The sequence below is a fragment of the Corynebacterium simulans genome (assembly GCF_001586215.1).
Classification (GTDB): domain Bacteria; phylum Actinomycetota; class Actinomycetes; order Mycobacteriales; family Mycobacteriaceae; genus Corynebacterium; species Corynebacterium simulans.
On sequence record NZ_CP014634.1, the window covers coordinates 2588405 to 2613058 of the forward strand.

Here is a 24654-nt window from a genome sequence, read left to right on the forward strand (position 1 = left end):
CCTTTAAGTTTCCACCAGAACGGTGAAAGGGCCTTGATTGACGGATGCAACTTCCATCATCGCGCCGAACTTTCCGGTCTCAACGTGGACGCCGCGTGCAAGAAGTCTTGCAATGATTTTCTCAATCACAGGCTCTGCTGCATCCCCGGGCGCGGCATCAGACCAAGAGGGGCGGCGTCCCTTAGCAGTCTTGCCATAGAGCGTAAATTGGCTAACTACCAGCACGGGAGCGCCTGCTTCCTCGACGGATTTCTCGCCTTCGAGGATGCGTAGCTCGGCAATCTTGCGCGCCATCTTCTCTATCTTGGCTTCTAGCTCTGCAGTATTTACTGCAGTGTCTTCGCGTGATACTCCCACAAGTGCGAGGAGCCCGCCGGTTTCTGGGCAGTCGATAGCCCCTACGACCTCGCCATCTACGATCACTGAAGCGCTGGATACTCGGGTTAAAACTGCGCGCATTAGTCTTCCTCCTCAGCAGTAGCAGTTTGGCCGGCAGCGACTGCGCCATTTACAAGGTTGCAGAACGGGGCCAGCTCGGTGGGGATGATGAGGCCGTGGCGGATGAGGTCAACCATGGCCGGCAGCGCGGAGGCCACCAGCTCCTCCTCATCGAAGCCCTGGGCTGCGGCGTAGAGCTCGATGGTCTCGCCAAGGGAGAGCCCCGCTGGGTTTAAGCCGGCGACGATGGCCGCGATGTGCTTGTCGACGTCGTGGGACCAGCGTGGGCCCTCCGTGCGGGTAAGGCGCAGCGCGGCGGGGGCAAAGCCCATGCCCAACTCGGCGTCGGGAAGCTGCACGTCCTCGCGGGCCACGCCGGGGCGGACCTGGAAGTGCTTGGTCTCTAGCTCGCCCGGGACAAGACCTCGGAGCCAGGCCACGCGCGCGAAGTATTCCTCTACTTCTGGGCCCAGGGGATCGGTGAAAGGCTGCGGCATGTACTCGGCGAGGACGTCGGAAGGCTCGTCATCGTCGATGCGCTGGATGGCCACAAAACCAAAGCCGATGCCGGTGACGTCGTGCTCGTTAAAGTGCTCAAGCCAAAGCCGGGCGCGCTCGCGGCCGAGGTCGCTGCGAACGTCCACTGACTCGTCCTTGAGCCAGGTGGAGACGTAGAGGGCAGGGTCGGCGACGTCGCGCTGGATTATCCAGGCGGCCACGCCCTTTTCCGGCAGCCAGGAGGCCACGCGCTGCTGCCAGGACTGCTCGCCTTGGTGGACCCATGCTCCCAAGATGTGTGCGCTGCCGCCCGGCGCGAGGTGCTCGACCGCCTGGGAGACCACGAGCTCGCTGGCGCCGTCCAGGTTAAGCCCGGAGTCGCGGTAGATGTGGCCGACTTCCGGCAGGCCCACCACGAAAGGCGGGTTGGCCACGATGCGATCGAAGCGGCGGCCGGCTACAGGTTCAAACCAGGAGCCCTGGAGCAGCTCGACCTTTTCTTCTGCCGCGGGGCCCGCTGCGGCCAGCGTGGCGCGCGCGAGGTCCAGAGCGCGGGAGTGGAGGTCGGTGGCCGTCACGTGGGCGGCGGTGGAAAGCTGGCCGAGCAGCTGCACGCCGGAGCCGGTGCCTAGGTCTAATGCGGTCTCCACCGGGGTAAGCGGCGTCGATTGCAAAAGCGAGAGGCTGGCCGCTCCCACGCCGAGCACGTGCTCGGAGCCCGGGACGTGGTCCACCAGGGAAGCATCCACGTCGGAGAAGACCAGGCGGTTGGTGCCGACGATGATGTGTGGGCGGATGTCATAGGCAATGTAGGCATTGCCGGACTCGTCCAGCTGCGCCACGCCTGCATCCATGAGCTTGGTAGCAAGGCGGGCGCCGAGGACGTCGGAAAGCTGCGTCGGCGCAACAGCATCGTGCAGGATAAACAGGCGGATGAGTGCGTCCAAGGTGGTATCACCCGCAGCGCCCAGGGCCACGGCGGCCGGCTCGCCGCGGTGAAGCGCCTCGGTGTATTCGGGGCCCAAGTGCCCAGCGATGCCGTCGGCGGTGAAACCGTGGGAGCTTAAGAACTCGCTAAGCTCCGCGGCGACAGCGGCGACGGGGAGCTCGGGATTGAAGTCAGGTCCAAATTTAGTCATCATCTTTTCTCCGTCTTTTCTCCAGCCTTATTTCTTAATCTGTTTATCTATGCCGATTATTGCGAGTCGTCGTCATGATCGATGGTCTCGGCAGACCGCTGCTCGATGCCCTCGCGCTTGGGCTGGGCTAGTTGCTCTGCCTGCATTTGCGCCATCTGGCGGGCAAGCGCCGGCTTATAGATGTTCTTTTCGCGCTTGTCCTTGCGCTGGCCCTGCGCATTACCAATCACCACGGCGATCCACGGCAGCGGGAAGGTCACGGCGATGATTAAGGTGCCGGCGAGCCAGGCGTCGAAGAAGTACATGAGCGCGCCGCCTATGAGGAGGGAGGGCACACGCAGAAGCTGCAGGATGGAATAGATGACTTCGCGCCGATGCAACTGTTGGCCCGGGGAGAGCTGGGCGGTGGTGATGAGGTGGGCTTCGCGGCGTCGGAAAGGGCGCGCCCATCCGCGCCGCCCCGTTTGTGGGGTGCCGGAGGAATTTCGGCTTAACCTATCGCGCGAGTTCTTGGGGGACATGCGTACAAGGGTAGACGGGCGAGGTGCGAACTTCGACACCGATGCGGCATGATTGGTGGAGTGAGTACGACGACTAAGACGATTGAACGCCCCGACGTCCGCGAGGACACGTCCACTTCTGATGACACCCCGAAGTTCTTTCATTACGTAAAGAAAGACCAGATTTTGGACTCCGCAGTCAACGGTAAGTACGTCGTTGCGCTGTGCGGCGAGACCTTCCCCGTAACCAAGCAGGCAAAGCCCGGCTCCCCGGTATGCCCGGATTGTGAGCGCGTGTACAAGGGCCTGCGCCGCAAGTGAGCCGCCCGGTGAGTAATTCTGTGTCCCGCAACCCCAGAAGATTCGCCAACAACGGAAAGCTACGCGCCTGGCAGCAGGCGGCCCTCGATAAGTTCCTGTCTAAAAAGCCGCAGGACTTCATGGCCGTGGCAACGCCTGGTGCAGGTAAGACCACCTTCGCGCTGCGCATTGCCACAGAGCTGATGGAAGACCGCACGGTCGAGCGAGTCATCGTCGTGGTGCCTACTGAACACCTCAAGATTCAGTGGTCCCAGTCGGCCGCGCGCGTGGGCTTGGCGCTGGATCCGAACTTCTCGAATTCTTCTGCCGTGAACCCGGCGATGGACGGCATCGTGGTGACCTATGCTCAGGTGGGCATGCACCCGTTCAAGCACCGCGCGGTGGCTTCGGCGCGCCGTACGTTGGTGATCCTGGATGAGATTCACCACGCAGGTGACGCCAAGAGCTGGGGCGACGGCGTGCGCGAGGCTTACGACGACGTCGAGCACCGCTTGGCGCTTACCGGTACGCCTTTCCGCTCGGATGACTCGCAGATTCCTTTCGTGCGCTACGAGGAGGACGGTGAGGGCCACCTGGTCTCTCGCTCGGATCACGCCTATAACTATGGCGATGCGCTTCGCGACGGCGTCGTGCGCCCCGTTGTGTTCTTGTCTTACTCGGGCGAGGCGCGCTGGCGTGACTCCGCGGGTGAGGAATACGCCGCGCGTCTGGGCGATATCTTGAACCCTGAGCAGACAGCCCGTGCATGGAAGACGGCGCTGGACCCGAAGGGCGAGTGGATCCCGGCGGTGCTGCAGGCCGCACACACGCGCCTTATGCAGATGCGCCGCAACATGCCGGACGCCGGCGGCCTGGTGTTGGCTACCGATACGCAAACTGCGCGCGCCTACGCGAAGATTTTGAAGCAGCTTTCCTCGACCCCGGTCTCCGTGATTTTGTCCGATGACCCGGGCTCTTCGGACCGCATTGAGGAGTTTTCCAAGTCCACCGACGAGTGGATGGTGGCAGTGCGCATGGTGTCTGAGGGCGTCGACGTCCCGCGCCTAGCGGTGGGCGTTTACGCCACCTCGGCCTCGACTCCGCTGTTCTTCGCGCAGGCAATCGGCCGCTTCGTGCGATCGCGTATGCCCGGTGAGACCGCCTCGGTGTTCCTGCCTTCCGTGCCGGTGCTGCTGGGCCTGGCTGAGAACATGGAAAAGGAACGCAACCATGTCCTGGGTGAGGAAAAGAGCCCCGATAAAGAGGGCTGGGATGACGAGCTATTGGCGGAGGCCAATACTAAGAAGTCTGAGCCCGACATGCTCGAGCCCTCCTACGAGGCCCTTGGCGCGGAGGCGGAGTTTTCCGGCCTGCTCTTTAACGGCTCGCAGTTCAACACCGGCGACATCACCGAAGACGTCGACGCGGACTTCCTGGGCATCCCCGGGCTTCTCGACGCCGACCAGGTCAAGGACCTGCTGCGCAAGAAGCAGTCGGAGGAACTCGATCGCCGCGAAGCAGAGGAGAAGGCGCGCCGGGCTGCTGAGGCCGCTGAGGAACAGCGCCGCAAGCTCTACGGCATGCAGTACGCTCCGAAGCGCCGTGAGGAACCAACTAACAACCAAGAATCCACCGGCGTAGTAGATGAGATTGGCAACCTGCGCAAGGAACTCAACACCGTTGTCTCCATTACCGCGCAGCGCACCGGCCGCCCTCACGGCGCCATTCACACTGAGGTCCGCAAGGCCTGCGGCGGCCCACCCACCGCGCTTTGCGACGCCGAGCAATTGCGCCAGCGCATCGAGTACCTGCGCAAGTGGTAGGTGACGCGACGCGGTGCACTCCTAGCGTGGAGCGCACCCAGCGTGGGTAACGTAGTCAAAAGCAGTAGTCAAAAGCAATAGAACGATGAGCAATAACACGATTAAGGCTTTTGCGCTGCATTCAAGGAGGCCAAGCGTATGACCACCCCGAACGACCCTCACACCCCGGGCAACGGGAAGAATTCCGACAGTACCGAAGGCGCGGCATACCCGGCTTTTGCCGGTGGTGGTGTCGGTGAACCTCAAGCCGAAAAGAAAAGCGTGATCGCTGTTTGGGCTCTCGTAATCGGCATCATTGCGCTGGTGTCTTTGTTCCTAGTTGTTCCACCGCTGCTGCTGGGGCCGATTGGCATCATCGTCTCCATCGTCGCATTGCTAAAAGGCAAGAAGCGACCAAAAGAGCTACGCCGCGCCTGGATGTCCATCGCCGGCTTGATTACCTCAATTATCGCATTAATCTTGTCCGTTGCTTTCTCGGTTTACTTGTATACGCACATTGGTTGGACGATGACGCCTGACCCTGAAATGTGCATGACCATCGATGACCCAGTGCAAAAGCAAGCCTGCATGGAAGATTCTTTGAATGGCGCTACTTAAAACTAGGTTGCCAGTGATTTCACAGGTTCCGTCAGTAACGTGGCCGGAAGCGATTACAAACGCATAAGCTATTTAACGCACATATTCGATAAAGAGCACGCTATTAGGGCTGCCCCAAGGAGGCCAACCACATGACCACCCCGAACAACCCAGAGAATCCGAACAACCTGAACAACCCAGAGAACCCGGACAACGTAAAGAACCCATTTAGCAGCGACAGCACCAGCAAGCTGCCGTCCTACGGTGAGGCAACCTCCAAGGCCAACGAGGAGCGCGCTCACGACGCATACGCCACGGACGCTAACGCAACCGCCGCTGGCACCGGCTACCCGGCCTACGCTGGTGCTGACAGCCAGCCGGCAAAGAAGAACGCCGTTGCTATCTGGGCGATGGTCATCGGCATCATCGCGCTGCTGTCCCTGCTGCTGATTGTTCCGCCGCTCCTGCTTGGCCCAATCGGCATCATCGTCTCCATCATCGCGCTGGTCGTTGGCGGCAAGCGCCCGAAGGAGCTGCGCCGCACCTGGATGTCCATCGTCGGCCTGGTTACTTCCATCCTGGCCCTCGCTGGCTCCATCGCCGTCATGGCCCTCGGCGTCGCGTTCCTCGGTGAGACCGGCGCCGACAAGTGCTTGGAGATGCAGGACCCTGCTCAGCAGCAGGCCTGCATGGAGGATAGCCTAGGCACCGCAGCACAGCAGTAGGGGAAATACCCACACATCGCACTAAGCAACCCCCACGAGCCCCGACCACATATGTGGTTGGAAGGCACGTGGGGGTTCTTAATGTCTCGTGGAAGTCGCTCTGTCACTTGGCGTCGGTAAGTGCGTTTCCGAGCGGAACTAGGAGAGGGGATTAACCCTGTTTGATAATTATTGAACGGTGTTCAAGATGCTGGGCTACGATACCTGCATGGCAAAAACCTCGACTGTGCTGATGAGTATCAAGATGCGTGCAAGCCTTGAAGGTAGGCATATCTCGGGTGCAGAACGCATCGTAGAACCGCACCTTGTTCCTCGTGTGAGCTCAGAGCTTGCTACTCGTGCGTTGCGGCACGAAAAGGGCGTGCCGGATTCCATCAATATCGCTACGAGGGTGGTTGCAGCAAGCGACATTGCTCATGTCAGTGCCTTGAAGGTGAGTACACGGGACTGCGAGAACCCGGAGTCTGCACAAACAGCGATGATAGCCGTGCTCGCTAAGGGCAACCGAGTTTCCGAGAGCGCAGCCCGCCGAGGTATCGAGCTTCTGTACCGCACCCGCGATATGCGCGGTGCGAGCATCGTCTGTGCTGAAACCGGCGAGCGTCTAGACACTCATGGGCAACGTGGCGTTCGGGTGGGAACATTTGATTGGGCTGATTCCTTTTGCGCCGAGTCGAAGAACCATCGGGCTGATGCCGTTGCTTTAGCATCCAAGGCTCTTGCTGCGCCGGGCATTGTCGCGGAAGTCTGTATTTCCGATGACCCGAGCTACACCACGGGTTATGTTGCGGTCGAAGGTTCCTATACGGCTTTGCACAACGTCAAGGCTGAAGGCGGGAAACAAGGCGGACGTGTCTTGTTCTATTCAGGCGCACTTAGTGCACTTCCGGCGACAGAGCAGTGGCTGCGTGAAAAGCCTGTCCTCGTGGAAGGTTCTTGGCAATGAGCCTGGAAGACTGGGCATGCAGTTCTAATGCTTCGTGGCGTGAGCGTGGTCTGGAAAGAGTCGAAAGGGTCATTAGCGGTAGTCAAAGTCCGCGCACCGTGGTCGATGGGCGTGAAACGCTGCTTGCGGGATCGTCTGATTACCTGGGGCTCGGGGCGAATCGCGCGCTTGCCGACGCAGCCCACGAAGCAACGCTGCGCGCCGGGGTGGGGTCGGGAGGATCGCGACTGACTACGGGTACGAGTGATTATCATGTCGCGCTCGAGCGTGATCTGGCTGGTTTTGTCGGTGCGCCGGCAGCGCTCGTGTTCGGTTCGGGTTACCACGCCAACATGGGAGTAATCCCTGCGCTTGCTGCAGCTGCGCGAGATTGTGGCGAGAGACTTTCTATTTTCTCTGACGCTGATAATCATGCGAGCATCATCGACGGCATCCGGCTGGCCAAGTCGAGCTACCAAGGGATCCGGTCATCTGTTTATCCGCACCTCGACGTGAAAACCTTAGAAGAGCAGCTTGCTGCCGATGCATCAGAGCGCCGATTGATTGTCAGTGACGGCGTATTTTCCATGTCCGGCGAGCTTGCGAATCTCCATGCGCTTCAGGAACTTGCTCAGGATTACAACGCCTGGTTGATGATCGATGACGCGCACGGGATCGGCACACTTGGCAGAAATGGACGCGGCGTTTGTGAGCATTTCGATTTACCTTTGCCGGATATCTATATCGGTACCGCTAGCAAAGCCCTAGGTGTGGCGGGCGCTTTCGTCGTGGGCAGTGAGCCACTTATCGAGCTATGCCGCCAACGCTGCCGCAGCTATATCTTCTCAACGTCCATGCCACCATCGCAGGCGGCTGCTATTAGTGCGGCGTTAGCTCTTGTTCCTTCGCATGTGCCACGGCTTGCCCGCGTCGTGCACAACCTTCGGCAGCGTCTGCGGGCGAACGGATGGAAAGTGGCGGACTCGCCCGCACCTATTATCGTCTTGCCAGTAGGCGCTGAGTGTCGATTTGGGGTAGTTGGTACCGCGAGTCCGCGTAGTTGGTACCGGTGTTCCACGTATCCGGTACTGCAAGGGGGTTTTCTTTCATAGTTGATGTTGGCGACACCACAATCCGCTGGTGTTGCGTCAACTTCTACTTGGAAGGAGCTGGTCCTTGTGTGTTGCGACCGGCTATTTGGTAGCAGTGTCGTGACTATCTGGTAGCGCTTCAGTGAGTATCTGGTAGCAGCTCAGGGCGCTCGGGATGATACTTCCGGTAGCCGCACCACTCGGGTGCGGCGCGTACTGGAAGGAGTCCGCTGATGACGGATTACCGTGCGGTGATGACGCTGCTGATTAGGAAGCGTTCTTACCGCCAGATTGAAGACCAACTCGGGTGCTCGCACCGCGCGATTTCCCGAGCGAACCAAGCGCTGCGAAGCCTTGGCTTGACCACTGCCCAGCAGGTCGCGGCGTTGACGAATGACGAGCTGGACGAGATATTCGTTGACAAGCGCAGTAGCGGGCAAGGCGAGTTCGTCCCGATTGACTTTGACGCGGTCGTCAAAGCACGCACAGGGCGTGTGAAGCAAACACTGCAAGTATTGTGGGCTCGGTACACCACGATCCCCGCCCAGCCGGGTCAGCGTCACTACAGCTACGACCGGTTCCGCCAGTTGGTTGCTTCCCATGTCGATGCGGCCGGGCTTACCGCCCGGATCACCCATGCACCAGGGCATACGATGCAGGTGGATTGGGCGGGGACCAAGATGTGCCTGTACGACCCTGCGGGCACACCGGGTGCGAAAGTCAGCATTTTCGTTGCCGCGCTGCCGTATTCAGGGATGCTGTTTGCCTGTGCGTGTATTGACCAGCGGCAACAGTCCTGGCTTGATGCCCACCGTCAAGCGTTTGACTACTTTGGTGGGGTCTGCCAGGTTGTTGTCCCCGATAACGCGTCGACGGCATCAAACGCGATCAGCACTGCCGATAGGAATCGGAAGGTCAACGACACTTACCAGCAGTTCTTGGAGCACTACAACACAGCAGCACTTCCTACGCGCGCGCGTCGGCCGAAGGATAAAGCGAATGTGGAAGCTGCGGTAAAGATCGTCACACACAAAGTCATCCACGCCCTTGAAGGCCACCAGTGTGTTGACTTGGACGAGCTCAACGGAAAGATTGTGGACTTAGTCGATGCAATCAACAGGTCCGTGCCGTTTCGCAGTCAGCACATCAGCCGCAGGGATCTCTTCGAAGAACACGAGCAGCATCTCCTTGCTGACCTGCCGACAACCCCATGGCAGCACACCGAGTGGAAGCGCGCGAAAGTAGCCCCTGATTTCCATATCACGGTTGCAACGGTGCGCTACTCCGTTCCGCACCAGCTTGTTGGCCGCACTGTCGATGTGCGCATCACAGGCCAGGTCTTGACCGTCTTTGATCAGGGGACGACCGTGGCAACCCACCAGGTTTCGCATAAGCGTGGGGCCTATGTCACTGACTATGAGCACATTCCATCTGGAATGGACTCCACCCGTGGACTGTGGACCAGTGACTACTTTTATCGCGAAGCCAGCAAAACCGGCCCGGCAACACGCAAGGTCATCGAAGAACTCATCGCGGCGAAAGCCATCCCGGCCCAGGCGTACCAGTCTTGCCGAAATGTGCTTTCGATGGGCAAACACGGCAACAAACCAATCCTGGAAGAGGCATGCCAGCGCCTGACCGCCAACGACGGCAGCCGACGGGCGGTGTCATATACCGCAGTCAAAAACATGATGGCCGCCATACGCAAAGAACACGCCACTCGGCCCCGCGGATTAGACCAGGCCCCGCGTAGCACCACAACCGCCCAGCCTGTAGCCGCTGACCGGGATACCACCGGCGCGTTTCTCGGCGGTGCAGACCAGTTCAGCATGGACAACCTCGCAAAGAAAGGAAACTAAACCCCTTGTCATCACCAACCCCGCCAACAGATCGCTTCCTTGACGAATCCGTCCTGCCCGACTTCACCGCGCTGCGGATGACAGCCTTTGGCAGAAGCGTCATCGACATCGCCAACGATCCCGCATTCGACACATGGACGTTTTCCCAAAAGGTGCTCTACGCACTTGATAAAGAAGTCGCGGCCAGGCGCGAGCGACGCATCAACAAACTGCTGAAAGCATCCCGATCTCCAAACCTTGATGCTTGCCTTGAAAACGTGGTCTGCACGCCTGACCGCAACATCAACCCCGAGCAAGTCAGCAGACTCGCTCACGGACAATGGTGCCACCTGGGCCAAAACATTGTCATCCTGGGCAAATCCTCAGTCGGCAAAACCTACCTCGCCCAAGCCCTGATCACAGCAGCATGCCGCAAAGACTACTCCGCACGGTTCTACCACACCGACATGCTCGCCGCCGAACTGGCAGTCCTCCAACCCGATGACCCTAAACGGCTGAAATTCATCCAGCACCTCCACGACGTCGATGTCCTAGTCCTCGATGACTTCCTGACCACACCTGTTGATGCCGCGACTGCGCACCAACTTCTCAACATCCTCGCCGGCCGTGAAGGCAAAGTCTCAACGATAGTGACCTCACAATTCACCCCACTGGAGTGGTACAAGTCCATCCCCGACGCCGTGATCTCCGAGTCAATCCTCAACCGACTCGTCTCCGGCGCCGAGATCGGACCTGACCCCCATGTGGTGGACACCTGATATCCAGCCCAGTCGAGCTGGGAAGAAAGGTAATCTACCACCATGTCCAGGTACTCCGAACAGTTCAAACGCGATGCCGTAGCCCTCTATGAGAACAACGAGGATCTCTCGCTGAACTCAGCATCAGCTGAGCTCGGTATCAACCGTGCCTCGCTACATTCTTGGGTCAAAAAGTACGGCACTGGCAAACGTGCCCGCACGAAGGCCGTGCACGATCAAGCCCAAGCGGCGAATGATTCTGCGCGAATCCGTCAGCTGGAAAAAGAAGTCTCTAAGCTGCGCGAAGAACGCGACATCCTGCGTAAGGCCGCGAAATATTTTGCCGAAGAGACTCACTGGTGATCCGCTTCCAGTTTGTCGATGACCACCGAACCGAGTACTCGGTTAAGCGGATGTGCGATGTGTTAAAGCTGAATCGTTCCTCGTTTTACAAGTGGGTGAGCACCCGTAAAAAACGCAGGTTAAAGATGTATTCTGATGCCGTTATTGGTGCAAGAATCAAGACCATCTTCGATGATGAGCACGGGCTTTATGGTGCTAAACGCATCGCCGCAAGCCTCAAGGAGGACACGACGTATACCCCGATCAATCACAAGAAAGTTGCACGCATCATGAAATCCATGGGGTTAAAAGGCTTTAGCAAACGGCGTCGATGCATTACTACCAGGCGTAAGCCTGGTCACCGTGTCATGCCAGATCTAGTAGGCCGCAAGTTCACAGCTGGCGAGCCAAATCGTGTGTATGTCGGTGACATTACTTACCTGCCGTGTAGGGGAGGCAAAAACATGTACCTTGCCACAGTCATTGACACGTATTCACGTAAACTTGCAGGTTATGCACTCGCAGACCACATGCGGGTCTCACTAGTTATCGATGCTCTAGCCCACGCACACGGCGTGCGCGGCAGTCTTGATGGGACTATTTTCCATTCCGATCACGGCAGCGTGTACACCTCACAAGCCTTTAGGAACTACTGCTCGTCGTTAGGTGTGCGCCAGTCCATGGGCGCGGTTGGAACGAGTGCCGATAATGCCCTGGCAGAATCCTTTAACGCCACCTTAAAGCGGGAAGTACTGCGTGATCGGAAAGTCTTTAACAACCCAATTAGCTGTCGTCAAGAGGTCTTCCGGTGGTGCATGCGCTACAACACGCGCCGGCGGCACTCCTGGTGCAATCTCGTAGCTCCTGATGTCTTTGAAGCCGAGACTTCGGCTATACTGACCACAGCAGCATAGCCAGCCCCCGATGTGTCCACTTTCCGGGGGTCGGGCCCATCATCACACTCGAAGGACCAAACATGCGCCTGAACACCAACGCATAACCACCAACAACGCCTGAGTGAGACACCGCTACCGGATACTCACTCAGGCGCTACCAGATACTCACCACACCGCTACCATTTCAGTCTTCTGAACACTTGTGGCCAACTTCAAACAGATCATCGCGATGTGCCTTGATGGTGCTAGCTACGCGCAGATCACACACGCATTGGGATGTTCACGACGAGAAGTATCCCGAGCGAAGAAAGTCATCAACGATGAGGAACTAACTCCAGAGCGTTTCCATCAACTTCCACCGGGATGGTTCGATGAGCGATTCAGCGACGGCCGGAGTAAACGGACGATGACCTACGACCAACCTGATTTTCATGCTCTTGCCCGCAAACTGAAAAGTACAAAGCATGTGACCAGGCACAAGCTGTGGATGGACTACTTGTCGCAGCCGTGTCCGACGGACAAGACAAAGTACCAGTACTCCCAGTTTTGTAGTGGGCTCAATGAATTTCTGCGTGCCAACGATCTCGTCGAAGTTATCACCCATGAGCCAGGGCAAGAGCTTTATGTCGACTGGGCCGGTGACAAAGTGCCTGTAGTAGATCAGGCCAGTGGTGACACCGCGTTCAAGGCGTCATTGTTTGTCGCGGTCAGCCCGTACTCAGGGCTGATGTATGTCACGGCCGCTGCGAACGAGAAGATGCCGGCGTGGATTGAGTGCCATGTCAAAGCGTTGAACTATCTTGGCAAAGTACCAGCAGTCATCGTGCCGGATAATGCTTCTACGGCGACTTATCGGCCGAAGAAGCATTCAAGGTACCGCATGGTCACTGACCGCTACGCAGCGTTTGCAGACTATTACGGGATCACGATCGTGCCGACCAGGCCCGGCAGGCCTCGTGACAAGGCAGCGGTAGAGCGTGCCGTGAAAATCGCTTACACCAAAATCCTGGGCTACTTCAGCAACGAGGTCTTCTACGACCTCGATGAACTCAATGAGGCGATCGCTTGCCGTCTTGCCGATATCAACAGCGCAATGACGCGGCCTGATGGCTCAACACGGCGCATGCGCTTTGATCGAGAAGAGGCACCAATGATGCGGGATCTTCCGCCGACGCCGTTTACGGAAGTGTCTTATAAGCGGCTCAAAGTCGATCGCAACTGGCACATCACCTGTGACTACCAGTACTACTCAGTGCCATTTCAGCTGGTAGGAGAATCGGTAACAGTCAGGCTCACCCCGCAACTAGTAAGCATCTTCAGCGGGGAGCAGCTTGTTGCTGAACACACGCGCCTTCACGGATTCAAATACCGGTATTCCACCAACCCTCAGCATGGGCCATGTGGCGATGATGAAGGCCACAAGGCGCTTACCCGTGACGAGCTTTTGGCTTGGGCCTCGTCGTTCGGGGCAGCAACGCACGCAGTCATAGCGATGATCCTCGACCGCAATAGTGCCGCCATCCCCCGCGGACTCATCCAGGCACGCAACGTACTGGCCAACCTGGGCAAAAAGCACAACAAAGCCACCCTAGAGCCTGCATGCCAACAGGTCGTGGACAAAAAGCTGGCCCCAACGATGGCTGTGATCAAACGCCTCCAGACTGACATTGCCCACGCCCAACAACATCCCGGGCAACCAGGGCCAAAAACACAGCCTGTAGCCAAGCGCCAACCACGCCCAAGTACCCCGCTTACCGGTGAGGTGGCCGATGCCGTCTTTATCCGGCCTGCTGACCACTACGAAAACTAGAAGGAGTGTGAAAAATCATGAGCAGCATCGACGACGAGATTGTGCGGGCAAAAATGCGCAAGCTTCGCGTATCGACCTTCGCTGACATCTTCTACGAGGTTGTCAACGACGAGGCCTATGCGGATGCGCTACCAGAAGACATTTTCCTCGCTGCAGTCGAAGAAGCCTATACACAACGCCAACAGCGCAACATTGCCAAGGCCATCACCCAGGCTAAATTCCGATACCCGGATGCAAGCCTGGCTGAAATCACCCGGGCAGAACAACGCGGTATCAACATGCGCCAGTTGAAACGAATCGCAGCCACTAACTGGCGGGAAAACCCGACCAACATTCACATCCTCGCCCCGACGGGAACAGGCAAGACCTACATTGCCTGCGCCATCGGCATCGCCGCATGCAAGGCTGGATACTCGGTGGCGTACTACCGGCTGGATCAACTTGTAGACATGCTGGCGGTCTTCTCACCGACTGACCAAAACTACCTCGATAAGATGCGCAAACTGATCAACGTCGATGTCCTTATCATCGACGACTTTATGACCATCAGCATCAACCAGCGCGGGCAAGAAGACCTAACCAAGATCATATTCGACCGCGACGGAAGGCTGCCTACACTTATCTCCTCCCAATCAGCTGCCGCCTATTGGGTTGAAACACTGCCAGACAGAGTCGGAGCCGATTCACTCGTAAGCCGCCTCAACAACGGCCACCGAATCCATATCGGAGACTTCGACATGCGCAAAGCCACCGCCCCCACCACCCCAGACGACTAATACAGACGGGCCGGGCCGACGCACCCCTCGGCCCGGTACCAACTACCCGGAACACGACAGTACCGAGTCACCAGAACACCGGTACCAAAAACTCGCATCTGACACTGAGGACGCAGCTATGGAGTGTGCGGCACAGGCGGCTGAAAGGGGAGTAATTGTTTCTCCGATCCGCTATCCGTCGGTACCGCTCGGACAGGCATTGCTAAGACTTACAGCTCATGCCGACTACTCCGAGGATGATATTGCGCTCATTGTCGATGCAGTAGGCCCCGCGCCTCAATAGTGTGACCGCGGCGCTCACCACAAAGTAACCATCACAATGAGAGTTAGTTCCATTAGTGCTGCCTGCCAGATTATGTGATGGCCGAAGGCACTAAACCCTGTAGCGGTAAAGATGTTGAGAAACTCTTTGGTTAGCAGCGCTACGACTATTGCGGCAAAAGCGATGGCGCAGGCGGCGTGGAAGAGGATGGAGAACTGCGTGAAACCTGGCGTCTTGCGCTCACGCACCATGGATTTCACGAGCGGGACGGTGCCCGAAAAGTACAACGCTAGGAACGCAAAGCTGAGCCAGGCCCTGTTATCGATGCTGCTGAAGCTGGTTGCATAAGTCGCCATCGCGATTACGGGAACGAGGAGCGCTGAGGCGACCGTCATGCGCCGCATTAGTGACGCGTGCCCGCACACCGGCGTGGGCCATCTCGTCTTCCTGTCCATCACTAACCTCGACAAGCCCGAGAATACGAAGTTCCCGTACTACGCGGCGAAGGCGGCGCAGGATAAGCTCGTGCGTGAGACCGCTCTTCCCACCTCGGTCGTCAACTCCGCGCAGCGGATGGAGTTCGTCCTCAACCCCGCCTCCCCGAGCGAGGAAGACGACACCGTCAAGGTCGAAGATTGGCTTATCAAACTCATCGCGCTTGCCGATGCCGCCCGCACTGTCGCCCACTCCGCCGTCGGCGCCCGAGGTGAAGGGCGCCGTGATTAATCGGAAGATTCGATGTTCCCAACGAACGTGGTGTCTTATGCTTTAGTGGTTCTCGTCCACGGCAGCATCAATGTCTTCAAGTCGCGCAAGCCACATTGACATGTGTCCGTTTGCAATGGCGTGGAACATTGCGTTGGGGAAATACACCGGCGGCTTGTCGTAGGTTAGACAGATAGCCGCAATAATCTCCGCGGCGCTGGCAGCTGCAATTCCCTCAGCTGTCTCAAGCTCTGAAAGCGGTTTCGTTCCCAGTACAGTGGCAGGTTCATCTGGACGGAACTTCTCCAACGCTTCAGCAAATTGATTCTCGAATTGCTGCGTGTCTTCTGGAGTGATGTTCTGGGAACCAAAATCGTCCGCCATGCTCTTGAACACGGTGAGTGCAGAGTATTTCGATTCGGCTTCTTCCTCGTTGCGTTGTGATTCGCCTGCTGTCTTCCTCAGCGTGAGGATGACCTCGTTGGTATCTAGTTGAAGATGATCGAAGAGTCTACGGAGGAAGGAAATTTTCTGATCGGTCGATGTAGACAGGACGACGCCCAGACCTGCATCAACTTCACGCACTCGGCTCGAGTACGCGTAGCCGGACTTAGTAAGCACGAGAGTTCCTGATGCTTGTTCGACGAAGTTTATCAGTTCCGTGCGGTAGCGTTCGGCCATCAACTTAAGCAGCATGTGGACGAACTCGGCCCAGGTTTTGACAGGGATCTTGATGCCTTCCCATTCGAAGGCGCTGATCGAGCGCCCAGTGAAGTTCGCATCGTCGCCCATCGGCTCAGTAGGGAGCACTTCGCGCTTGGGGATAAAGTCGGAATTGGGGAGGTACCAGTAGTTGAGAGCGCGGCGCAAAAGTGCGTCGGTACGCTGCTCCATAGCTGCCCGGTCCCATTTGTCCTTCGTCTTTACATCGTCATTGAGGCGATAACCGGTTTCTCGGAAGCCTTTCTCACGGTCACGCTTGGTAATGAAATTGGAGTTGGAGTACGCGGAGTTGTAACCAGTGACAGTGAGGTTTCCAATGCGGTTTACCCACGTTTGATGGATCTCCTGAAAGTCCTCTCCGAGTTCTTCTTTCCACTGCGCATTGAGCGTCTGCGGCATAATGTGCTCGACACTGATATTGCCGTTCTCGAGCGCGGTTGCGATGTCCTTCGTATCGTTGGAATCCCCGTTTTCGAGAACATCGAAAAGATAAGCGCGCACATTTTTGTGAATGTTGTACATATTGCGGGTGCGGAACTCAGCGCTAAATTCTTCGTCGCTGGGAATGCGTCCGGACGATCCGTCGCGGCGTCGGAGCAGATAGGTGAGCACGTCGTACGCCGTATCTTTCTCTCCACGAATCTTCCGCATGTCGTTGTACATGGTCTCGTAGACCTTGTTGAGCGAGTTCGTCGGAACAGAAGCGACCGTACGGCGGAAGATATGGATCTCCAGTAGTCGAATGATGCGCGAAAATTCGTTTCTTGAAAGCTTGCCAAGCTTGACGTCGCGATACAACGGCAAGAGAAGCGGAAGCAGAACATCGCCGCGGATGAAATTAAATCGTTCGAGCTGTGCGTCCAGCGCGGCATTCTTCGTGTCGGATCCACAGATCTCGCGCATGAACTGGGAATACTCGTACATGTCGGCGAGTACCGTCTGGACATCGGAACTTTGCTTTTTGAAGTATGCCTTGAACTCGTCATAGACCTCGTTGCGCTTGGGAGTCCGCGACAATTTGATTGTTAGGTACCAGCGGATGAACCAGTCCGTGAGGTACCAAATATTCTTCTCCATCGGATTCCAGTAGTTCTCGTACAGCGTCGTCTGTAACTGGTGCTCGCAGCCCATGAGTATGAGATTGCGAATCTTGTCGCCTTCGCTCAACGCAAGGCCTGTCGAGTTGAGAGATTCGAAGATGCGTTGTGGATCATCGTGCGACTCTAGATCGAGAATCATGAGGTCAAGTCGCTCGATGGCGTTCCACAGTTGATCGCCGGTGAGCTTGGTCTTGTTCATTCGCTCGAGGAAGTACCGGTAATTTGCCGTGAGGTTGCTGTCCTCGATGAACATCGACTCATCGCCGAACAAACGCTTGTAAGCGGTCGCGTCGTTCTTTACAGGTTTGAGCTTGAATTTTGGTTCGTTGGTCGAGCTGTTTTTCATGAGATAGCTAGTACGCAACCGCCGTGCGAGTTCGGGGTCTTTGGAGGTTACGACACCGGTATCCAACAGGTGAGTGAGCGCGAGGATATAGAGACTCAGCGTGGTGAGGCGCTGTTGGCCATCAATAACGACCCACTTGAACGATGTCTCGGGGTTGCCAACGATCGAGCCGAAGAAGTGACGTTCTCTGTTCTCCGTAATCAGAGTTTCCAGGTCGTCGAATAGTCGCTCACATTGCTTCTTTGACCAGTCGTAATTGCGTTGATAAACAGGGATAATGAGTTCTTTCTCGACGCTGTCGAAAATGGTATATGCCTGTTTGACTTCGCCCTTCATGCGGCTGCGGCTCCCCTCGCTAATGGTGCACGTGAATCAATCCTTTCAACGATATAGGGCGCAACGCCTGCCTGCAGCCGAAAGGCTGATTAGGAACTGAAGAGAGAACTCTGCATAAAAACTAACGAAAGGTGTGCGCGTGAAAGACTCCAAAGGGGTCGAAAATTATGGTGATCTGTTTTCTGGGGCTTGCTTAGTTTCGCGAACCGCGTAGCGACTGAACTGCCTTCTTGCGTACTGCATCCGTTGGAGGCCGGACTTCATTGGGCTGTAAGAATCGTGGCCCTATGCTGTGTGCTCTCCAACCATCAAGGCCGAGAGCGTCGTTCCCTTTGTTATCGAGAAGGTCTGGGCAACGCTCAAGTGTGAGGAAAACGGCGTTTTCGATCGGTGCAGTCGGCCGCAGCGCGACGTAGGAATCTCCAAGATCAGGCACCAGTTTGATGGCAACAATCTCGGGCGAGATGATAATCGGGTGAGTACCGAATGCGCGGTTCGTTAACAATGACTGAGCTGATTCGAAGTCATCAAGCCACGCAGTTGCGGTGCCGGGGACAACGGCTTGGGCGAGTAGTTCACGGTCAAATTTTTTGGACTTAATGCCCTCTATTACCTCGAATAGGAAATTAACGGCGTTGAAAATAGCCCGATTTCCCGCTGCTTCGATAGCCTCCCATCCGCTCTCACTATCACCTCTGAGAAGTTCGGATCCCCAAGCCTTCCTATTCTCTAGGAGAGTGGCTGCCATTTTGCCATCGGCGCTGGTAACCCAAAGTGCGCTGACTGCGGCTTTGCGGACATCTTTGTCGCCGCTAACAAGGAGGTCTCCGTTACCGTCTTCGTAGAGAGCGAAAAGGAAGTTGTCATCGGGGTCATCGCAGATTCGCGGTAGTTTTTGCTCCTCGCGGTCCGGAACCTCTGTCCCGACAAGGACGATGGCATCGATAAGGGATAGGCCTTCTTCTACAGTGAAGTGCTTCCGAAATTTTGCTCTAGAAATAACGTCTTCAATCTCCTGGAGAAGGCGTTCGCAGTAGAGCAGCTCAAATTTTCCTGCAAAACATGCTTCAATCAGCGCGCGCACGGAGCCGCGAGGTGACAGCAAAGACGATATAAAGAGGTTAGTATCAACAACCAGACGCAACTTTCTGTGTGCTGCTATCTGTTGAAGCTCTTCGGTCACTTACCTGCTCCCAAGGCGGTACGGGTCCTCTTTTCCATTCGCATAGTGGCGATTTCTTCATGAGCAAACGCTTCCGCAGCACCGGGATCAAGGGGCTCAGATTGAGCATCGATTGTGCGGAGAAGCTGACGGTAGGCTGCTGTAGCAAGTTCGTTGTCGCTAAGTACTTCGACAGAGGCGGCAGACTCTTGAGCGCTTTCAAGAAGACGCTTACGTGCTGCGTCTTTGCGATTCATGGCTCTGTCCACCTTTCCTTATCGGCGAAAGTCTGAGGCAAAAGTTGGAACTTATATTACCTGACATTACGACATACAGCTAGCCTCGGCCTGTCACCTGCATGTGCGAGACATACTCTGTCTCGCCGAGCAGAATTGGTGGCCTTGAAATGATTCTTTCAGAGACTAAAAAGAGGAAGCGCCCGCGCTGTACTGAGGCGCAGGCTCGACCCCGGTTTAATCGATGGCATGTCCCCCAGAGCTACTTATTTTCGCCAACCTCTCTGATTCCTTCGACGATTCGTACAGTCTTCACCGCCACGCGCGTAACCTTCGCGATGAGGTCCACGATGTACCGCGGATTTCCCACCTCGTCAGCCCAGTCGTTGGGGTCGTTGACGATTCCCGATGCCTTGTCCTTCTTCACTTGGTACCGGTCAATAATCCACGCCAGCGCAGACCGCGAGCCGAGCATGTACTCGTCCGCTTCGGCCGGGATGTCGCGCACGGTCACGGACTTGTTGTAGACCAACGTCGTTACATCGTTGACGTTCTTACCCGTCTCCGAGTCCTTCCTCTTCGCCCACTTCATCTTCTGCACGCGCCACGTCTCGCGGTCGGACTCGTCTGCCGATGCCTTCACCTCCACCGTGACCGGCCACGGCTCCACGTCCTCGTAGTTCACATGCAGATCCATGAGCTCCCGGCCGGCGTCAGCCAGCTGGTCGAACCGCGCCCGCGACGTCGGCGTTTCGATATGTGGCAGCATCTTCTTCAGATCCGCGGCGTACTTCTCTCGGTACTCGGGGTCATGCAGCTGCCCGTACACGAAGTAGAAGATGTCGTCTTTCGTCACATCCGAGCCCAGCGCCTGGCGGTAAATCCTAAGAATCTCGTCCGTGATGTTGTCCACGCGCTGGTACCCGTCGAGGATTTCTCCTTCCGTACCAGGCTCCGAGCCTTCCGATGCCCCCATCCCAAAGTCCAGCTCACCTTCCGGCGCCTTGATGTGCTCCCAGGTCCAGCGGGGGAAGAATTGGCCGCCTGAGCCAGCTCCAGTCACGTGAAGATTGGGCAGCAAATTTGTGGCGATTACTCCAAACGGTACTGCTGATCCTGCCCCTACTTGGTAGAAACCCAAATTGTCATGGGCTGGCGTGGGGAACAGCTGCGGCAGCTGGTAGGTGCAGTTGTTCAATTGCTGAGTTGGATCAAAATATGAATGCTGCTTGAAAAAGGGGCGATAGAGGCTTGTCCGGAAGCCTGCTTGGTCGATTGTAATGTTCTTGCCGCGGACTACGTTTCGAATGTTTACTCGGTCCCACGAAAATTTCTCCGAGTTAAAACAGATCTCTTTACGGGCCTCATCTTCGGACTGCCCTTTAGCGACTAGTTTTCCGAGTCGTTCAGCTTCAGAATTATAAAAAGCTGCTGAACTCGTGACCTGAGACCTCAGTTTTGCTTGTTGGCTGGAGTAACACCATGGATCTCGACTTGTTTTCAAGCCTGCGGAAAACAGTCTGAAAATCTTTAGCCCGGTTTTGTTTTTCTTGTCGCCCAGAACAGGCCAAGTTTCAAATTCGTCATTTCTCTGATCGAGCCAGTCGCCGTAAATATTGGGCTCAATAATTTGCCAATCGACATTATCGAGCGTGGAGTGATCAACAATCGCAAGTTTTTCGTCTGCACTGAGGTAGTCGCCAATATCGCGGTAGTGGATACAGACATCGTCGGGGATTTCGCGCTTGACGGCGATGATGATCGCAATAGTTGTGCGTCCGCCGTCACGGAAGACATTGCCTGCTTCTTGTCGTCGAACGTCGCCTGCAGTACGCGCATTACCGCGAAGGTTATACACGTAAATGTCGCTGAGTTCATCGTCAAGAGACAACCGAACTCCGTCAGCGGTGTTGCCGTCTATCCAGCCGCCGTTTGAAACAAATGCCATCACACCGTGTGTACCGAGTCGGTCAATCGACCAGCGGAATGCGCGGAGGTATGAATCATAGAGGGAGTTCTTTAGCTGAGCGCTGGAATTTGCAGCAAAGGTTTCCTCGATACGTTTGTCGAGCGTCGGGTACTTGAGGTTTTGGTTGTTATCGTTCGCACTCGTCTGGCCCACGGAGTAGGGCGGGTTACCGACGATGATATTGATAGGAGCATCGATTTGCCGTTGGATGGCGGCGTTGTTTTCCTTGAAGACCTTGAGGTCGAGGATGTCGCCTTCCTCATGGATTTGGAAGGTATCGGCAAGAGCGATGCCGTCGAAGGGGACGTACTCGGGCTCGGGTTCGCCATTGCGTTGGGCGCGTTCGGCCTGGAGTGCGTTGTAGGTGGTCTCGATGTTGACCGCGGCGACGTAGTAGGCGAGCAACATAATCTCAGTGGCGTGGAGCTCGGTCGCGTACTTGCGGGCGAGGTCGTCGGGTTCGATGAGACCAGACTGGAGGAGGCGAACCATGAACGTGCCGGTGCCGGTGAAGGGGTCGAGAATGTGGACGCCTTCGTCGGTAAGGCCCTTGCCGAAGTGCCAGCGGGAGATTTGATCGGCGGAGCGAAGGATGAAGTCGACGATCTCAACTGGGGTGTAAACGATGCCGAGGGCCTCGGACTGTTTCTTGAAGGCTTTGCGGAAGAATCGTTCGTATAGGTCCTTGATCACTTGCTGCTTGCCGGAAGCGGAGGAGACCTCGGAGGCGCGGATGCGGACCGACTCGTAGAACTTCGTCAGAGACTCGGTCTCCGACTCGAGCTTGGCGTCCGAGAGCGCGTCGACCATGCGCTGCATGACGCGGGCGACCGGGTTGTGCGCGGCAAAGTCGTGCTCGGTGAACAGTGCATTGAACACCGGGGCGGTGATCAGGTGCTGCGAGAGCATGCTGATCGCTTCGTCCTCGGTAATCGAGTCGTTGAGGTTCCCGCGCAGGCCCTCGATGAAGACCTCGAATTCCTTGCGGATCGTGTCATCCGCGGCATTGATGAGTGCCTTGATGCGAGCGATTTGTGCTTCGGCGATCGTGGCGACATCGTCAGCCCAGTCTTCCCAATAAGTACGTGTGCCGACCTTGTCGACCAGCTTGACGTACATGGCTTCCTGCCAGGCCTCGAGGGAGAACAGAGTCATCTGCTCCGCGGTGAGTTCCTGCTCGCTGGAAGCTTCGGACTGGCCGGTTGGGGAGGTATCGGAAGCATTGAGCCTATTCTTGGCCGTGGCCGGATCGTCGTCGGCAGGCTTGTCGTTTGGCTTCGAGTTTGGTACGGGCTGAACATCGATGGGCAGCTTAACTTTCTCGTTGAGCGCAATCGAGTTGACCTTCGCGTTGAAGCGGTCATCGTGGGCGCGCAAAGCGTTGAGAATCTGCCAGACGACGCGGAAGCGCGTGTTGTCGTTGAGCGCCTGGGACGGGGAGACTCCCGGCGGGATGGCGACGGGCAGGATGATATAGCCGTAGTCCTTGCCCTCGGCTTTGCGCATGACGCGGCCGACGGACTGGACGACGTCGACCATGGAATTGCGCGGGTGGAAAAAGATGACGCTATCGAGGGCGGGGACGTCCACGCCTTCGGAGAGACAGCGGGCGTTGGTAAGGATGCGGGTTTCGTCTTCGGGGATGGAGGACTCAAGCCACGAGATCTTATTGCCGCGCTCGAGGGCGTTCATGGTGCCATCGACGTGCTCGACGGCGACCTGAAGATCGATGTTGAGCAGGCTGACGTCGTTGGTGGCGGCGTGGTCCTTGAGCTGCTCCTGGTACTGGCGGATGAGCGTGGGGAAGGTCTCTTGGATGGTCTTCGAGGCCTTGATGTCCTTGGCGAAGGCAACGGTGCGGCGCATGGGTTGGGCGTTCGCTTCAAAGCCGGACTTGGTGTCTTGCTCGGCACCCGAACGCTTCGCGAGTCCGTTCCACGCGCCGATCATGGCAGAGGCAGTGGTGAGATTGATTTCGTTGGTGGGGTTGGTAGCGAGGACGTCGGCGGCGATGTCTTCCTCGACGGTCATGACGAGAACCTTGTAGTCGGTGAGTAGACCCTTGTCCACGGCCTCGCCGAAGCCGAGGCGGTAGAACTCGGGGCCGTAGATGGCCTCGTCATCCATGGAGGCAAGCTCCGCGGAATGCTCAGCGGCCTTGCCCTTTATGTTGTCATCGAACAGGCGGGGAGTCGCGGTCATGTAGAGACGCTTGCTAGCCTTGATGTATTTTTCGTCGTGAATCTTCACGAAGTTGGAGGCATCCTCCCCGGCGAGGGTGACGCCGGTGGTGCGGTGAGCTTCATCGCAGATGACGAGATCGAAGGCGTCCATGCCGAGTTCCTGGGCCTCGTGAATGGCCTCAATGGACTGGTACGTGGAGAAGATGACGTTGATACCGGCACGACGCTTGCCCTGCGCGGTGCGCTCGGCAATGTTCTTGCCGTTGGTAGAGACCGGAACCTCCAAGTCATAGGAGGCAATGTCTTCAGCCTTCTTGGAGACCTTCGTATCCGAACAGACTGCGTAGGACTTCAGCGGCAGGTGCTCCTGGTTCTGTGCGGTCCATTCTTTTAACGTCTGCGAGAGCAAGGAGATGGAGGGAACGAGGAAGAGGACGCGGGCCTTGTTGCCGTTGAGCTCCGCGAAGCGCTCCGCCAGCCGCAGGGCGGTAAACGTCTTTCCCGTACCGCATGCCATGATGAGCTTTCCACGGTCGTGTGTTTCAAAGCCTGCGATAGCCTTCGAGATCGCTTCTTGCTGGTGTGGACGCGGGGAGAAAACCTCGCGCCGGGTGAGGTTAATTTCGATCTCAGAACCCGGGAAGGTCACATCCCAGTCGATAGGGGATTCTGCAATCGCTGCCGTGCCGATACGGTTGGTTGGGATGAGCTGGTGCTCCAGCATCTCCTCAGCATTCTTTGACCATCGCTCCGACGTGGAGATGATGATCCGCTGTGCGAAGGATTCTGTGCCCTTGTCTGTAGTAAACGAGTGTCCGGATGCCTCAAAGAAGGAATCAAGGTGACGCTTCTGGATATAGGTATCCGGCTTGTAGAACTTGCACTGGATGGCAACCCACGCGTCGTCATCGGCGCGCCGGGCAACGAGGTCGATGCCGGTGTCTTGCTTACCGCCGTTGAACTCCCAATCGCTCCAACGGCTGACTTCCGAGAACTGCTCCTGGAGGACGGGATCGGTTCGGAAGTAGTTGACCATTAACTTTTCGAACTTAATGCCGTACGAGCCTTGAGGCTGATTTTCACGGAGCTGGGCTAGGACTTCACCGAAAGCAGACATGGTGTCCATTATGGACTACACATGAGTTCTCCACTTCCAAATGGTGGCGATGTTGTGCAGCCGGGGTGGATGACTTGAGC

General features: G+C 57.0%; 20 protein-coding genes. 12 read left to right on the forward strand and 8 right to left on the reverse strand.

Going from position 1 to position 24654, the window contains the following annotated elements:
- Nucleotides 1-3: 3 nt before the first annotated feature.
- From dtd to WM42_RS12095, 3 genes are read right to left on the reverse strand one after another with little or no spacing between them, the layout of a single operon-like run.
- Nucleotides 4-459 (reverse strand): D-aminoacyl-tRNA deacylase, encoded by a 456-nt coding sequence (gene dtd / locus WM42_RS12085; RefSeq protein WP_061922952.1) that lies wholly within the window; start codon nucleotides 457-459, stop codon nucleotides 4-6.
- Nucleotides 459-2075, reverse strand: coding sequence for a DUF7782 domain-containing protein (locus WM42_RS12090; RefSeq protein ID WP_201057471.1), 1617 nt, complete (start codon nucleotides 2073-2075; stop codon nucleotides 459-461). The genes dtd and WM42_RS12090 overlap by 1 nt, the downstream gene beginning before the upstream one ends.
- Nucleotides 2076-2131: 56 nt before the next feature.
- A complete protein-coding gene (locus WM42_RS12095; protein WP_082787703.1) occupies nucleotides 2132-2596 on the reverse strand; it encodes a DUF3099 domain-containing protein in 465 nt (154 codons plus the stop codon).
- A 48-nt stretch (nucleotides 2597-2644) separates the two neighbouring features.
- Between WM42_RS12095 and WM42_RS12100 the strand changes: the two genes are divergently transcribed.
- The 11 genes from WM42_RS12100 to WM42_RS12155 all read left to right on the forward strand — a co-directional run bounded on the left by WM42_RS12100 (nucleotide 2645) and on the right by WM42_RS12155 (nucleotide 14435).
- Nucleotides 2645-2896: a DUF3039 domain-containing protein gene (locus WM42_RS12100; RefSeq protein WP_049192065.1), complete on the forward strand. Its 252-nt coding sequence runs from the start codon at nucleotides 2645-2647 to the stop codon at nucleotides 2894-2896.
- 8 nt (nucleotides 2897-2904) lie between these two features.
- On the forward strand, nucleotides 2905-4698 hold the full coding sequence (locus WM42_RS12105; RefSeq protein WP_235591268.1) for a DEAD/DEAH box helicase: 1794 nt from the start codon (nucleotides 2905-2907) through the stop codon (nucleotides 4696-4698).
- A gap of 138 nt (nucleotides 4699-4836) precedes the next feature.
- Nucleotides 4837-5295 carry a DUF4190 domain-containing protein gene (locus tag WM42_RS12110; RefSeq protein ID WP_062038693.1) on the forward strand — a complete coding sequence of 153 codons (459 nt, stop codon included), beginning with the start codon at nucleotides 4837-4839 and terminating at the stop codon, nucleotides 5293-5295.
- Between the two features lie 131 nt (nucleotides 5296-5426).
- A complete protein-coding gene (locus tag WM42_RS12115; RefSeq protein ID WP_062038696.1) occupies nucleotides 5427-5999 on the forward strand; it encodes a hypothetical protein in 573 nt (190 codons plus the stop codon).
- Nucleotides 6000-6207: 208 nt separating this feature from the next.
- Complete coding sequence (locus WM42_RS12120; RefSeq protein ID WP_235591269.1) at nucleotides 6208-6945, forward strand: 6-carboxyhexanoate--CoA ligase; 738 nt, start codon at nucleotides 6208-6210, stop codon at nucleotides 6943-6945.
- Nucleotides 6942-8036 (forward strand): aminotransferase class I/II-fold pyridoxal phosphate-dependent enzyme, encoded by a 1095-nt coding sequence (locus WM42_RS12125; protein WP_062038699.1) that lies wholly within the window; start codon nucleotides 6942-6944, stop codon nucleotides 8034-8036. The genes WM42_RS12120 and WM42_RS12125 overlap by 4 nt, the downstream gene beginning before the upstream one ends.
- Nucleotides 8037-8248: 212 nt before the next feature.
- The gene (gene istA / locus WM42_RS12130) at nucleotides 8249-9874 is read left to right on the forward strand and encodes an IS21 family transposase (protein ID WP_062038702.1); all 1626 of its coding nucleotides are present in this window, start codon (nucleotides 8249-8251) and stop codon (nucleotides 9872-9874) included.
- Between the two features lie 5 nt (nucleotides 9875-9879).
- Complete coding sequence (locus WM42_RS12135; RefSeq protein WP_201057390.1) at nucleotides 9880-10632, forward strand: ATP-binding protein; 753 nt, start codon at nucleotides 9880-9882, stop codon at nucleotides 10630-10632.
- 42 nt (nucleotides 10633-10674) lie between these two features.
- Nucleotides 10675-11867 (forward strand): IS3 family transposase gene (locus tag WM42_RS12145; protein ID WP_145915032.1). Its coding sequence is split into 2 segments (ribosomal slippage): nucleotides 10675-10954 and nucleotides 10954-11867, totalling 1194 coding nucleotides; the frame shifts between segments, so codons are not numbered across the junction.
- A 184-nt stretch (nucleotides 11868-12051) separates the two neighbouring features.
- Nucleotides 12052-13659 (forward strand): IS21 family transposase, encoded by a 1608-nt coding sequence (gene istA / locus WM42_RS12150; RefSeq protein WP_062038705.1) that lies wholly within the window; start codon nucleotides 12052-12054, stop codon nucleotides 13657-13659.
- Between the two features lie 17 nt (nucleotides 13660-13676).
- Complete coding sequence (locus WM42_RS12155) at nucleotides 13677-14435, forward strand: ATP-binding protein (RefSeq protein WP_062038708.1); 759 nt, start codon at nucleotides 13677-13679, stop codon at nucleotides 14433-14435.
- 297 nt (nucleotides 14436-14732) lie between these two features.
- On the opposite strand, the gene WM42_RS12160 is transcribed toward WM42_RS12155, so the two are convergent.
- Nucleotides 14733-15092 (reverse strand): hypothetical protein, encoded by a 360-nt coding sequence (locus WM42_RS12160; protein WP_070588434.1) that lies wholly within the window; start codon nucleotides 15090-15092, stop codon nucleotides 14733-14735.
- Here WM42_RS12160 and WM42_RS12165 point away from each other — a divergent pair.
- Entirely contained in the window at nucleotides 15091-15423 is a 333-nt protein-coding gene (locus WM42_RS12165) for an SDR family oxidoreductase (RefSeq protein WP_062038714.1), read from the forward strand. The genes WM42_RS12160 and WM42_RS12165 overlap by 2 nt on opposite strands.
- A gap of 42 nt (nucleotides 15424-15465) precedes the next feature.
- Here the strand turns inward: WM42_RS12165 and WM42_RS12170 are convergent, their stop codons facing one another.
- From WM42_RS12170 to WM42_RS12185, 4 genes are all read right to left on the reverse strand, one after another.
- Nucleotides 15466-17907 (reverse strand): DUF262 domain-containing protein, encoded by a 2442-nt coding sequence (locus WM42_RS12170; protein WP_062038717.1) that lies wholly within the window; start codon nucleotides 17905-17907, stop codon nucleotides 15466-15468.
- A gap of 193 nt (nucleotides 17908-18100) precedes the next feature.
- Nucleotides 18101-19090 carry a putative toxin-antitoxin system toxin component, PIN family gene (locus tag WM42_RS12175; protein ID WP_062038721.1) on the reverse strand — a complete coding sequence of 330 codons (990 nt, stop codon included), beginning with the start codon at nucleotides 19088-19090 and terminating at the stop codon, nucleotides 18101-18103.
- On the reverse strand, nucleotides 19087-19326 hold the full coding sequence (locus WM42_RS12180) for a hypothetical protein (protein WP_062038724.1): 240 nt from the start codon (nucleotides 19324-19326) through the stop codon (nucleotides 19087-19089). Before WM42_RS12180 ends, WM42_RS12175 begins: the two co-directional genes overlap by 4 nt.
- Nucleotides 19327-19567: 241 nt before the next feature.
- Nucleotides 19568-24574, reverse strand: coding sequence for a DEAD/DEAH box helicase (locus WM42_RS12185; protein ID WP_062039492.1), 5007 nt, complete (start codon nucleotides 24572-24574; stop codon nucleotides 19568-19570).
- Between the last annotated feature and the right edge of the window lie 80 nt (nucleotides 24575-24654).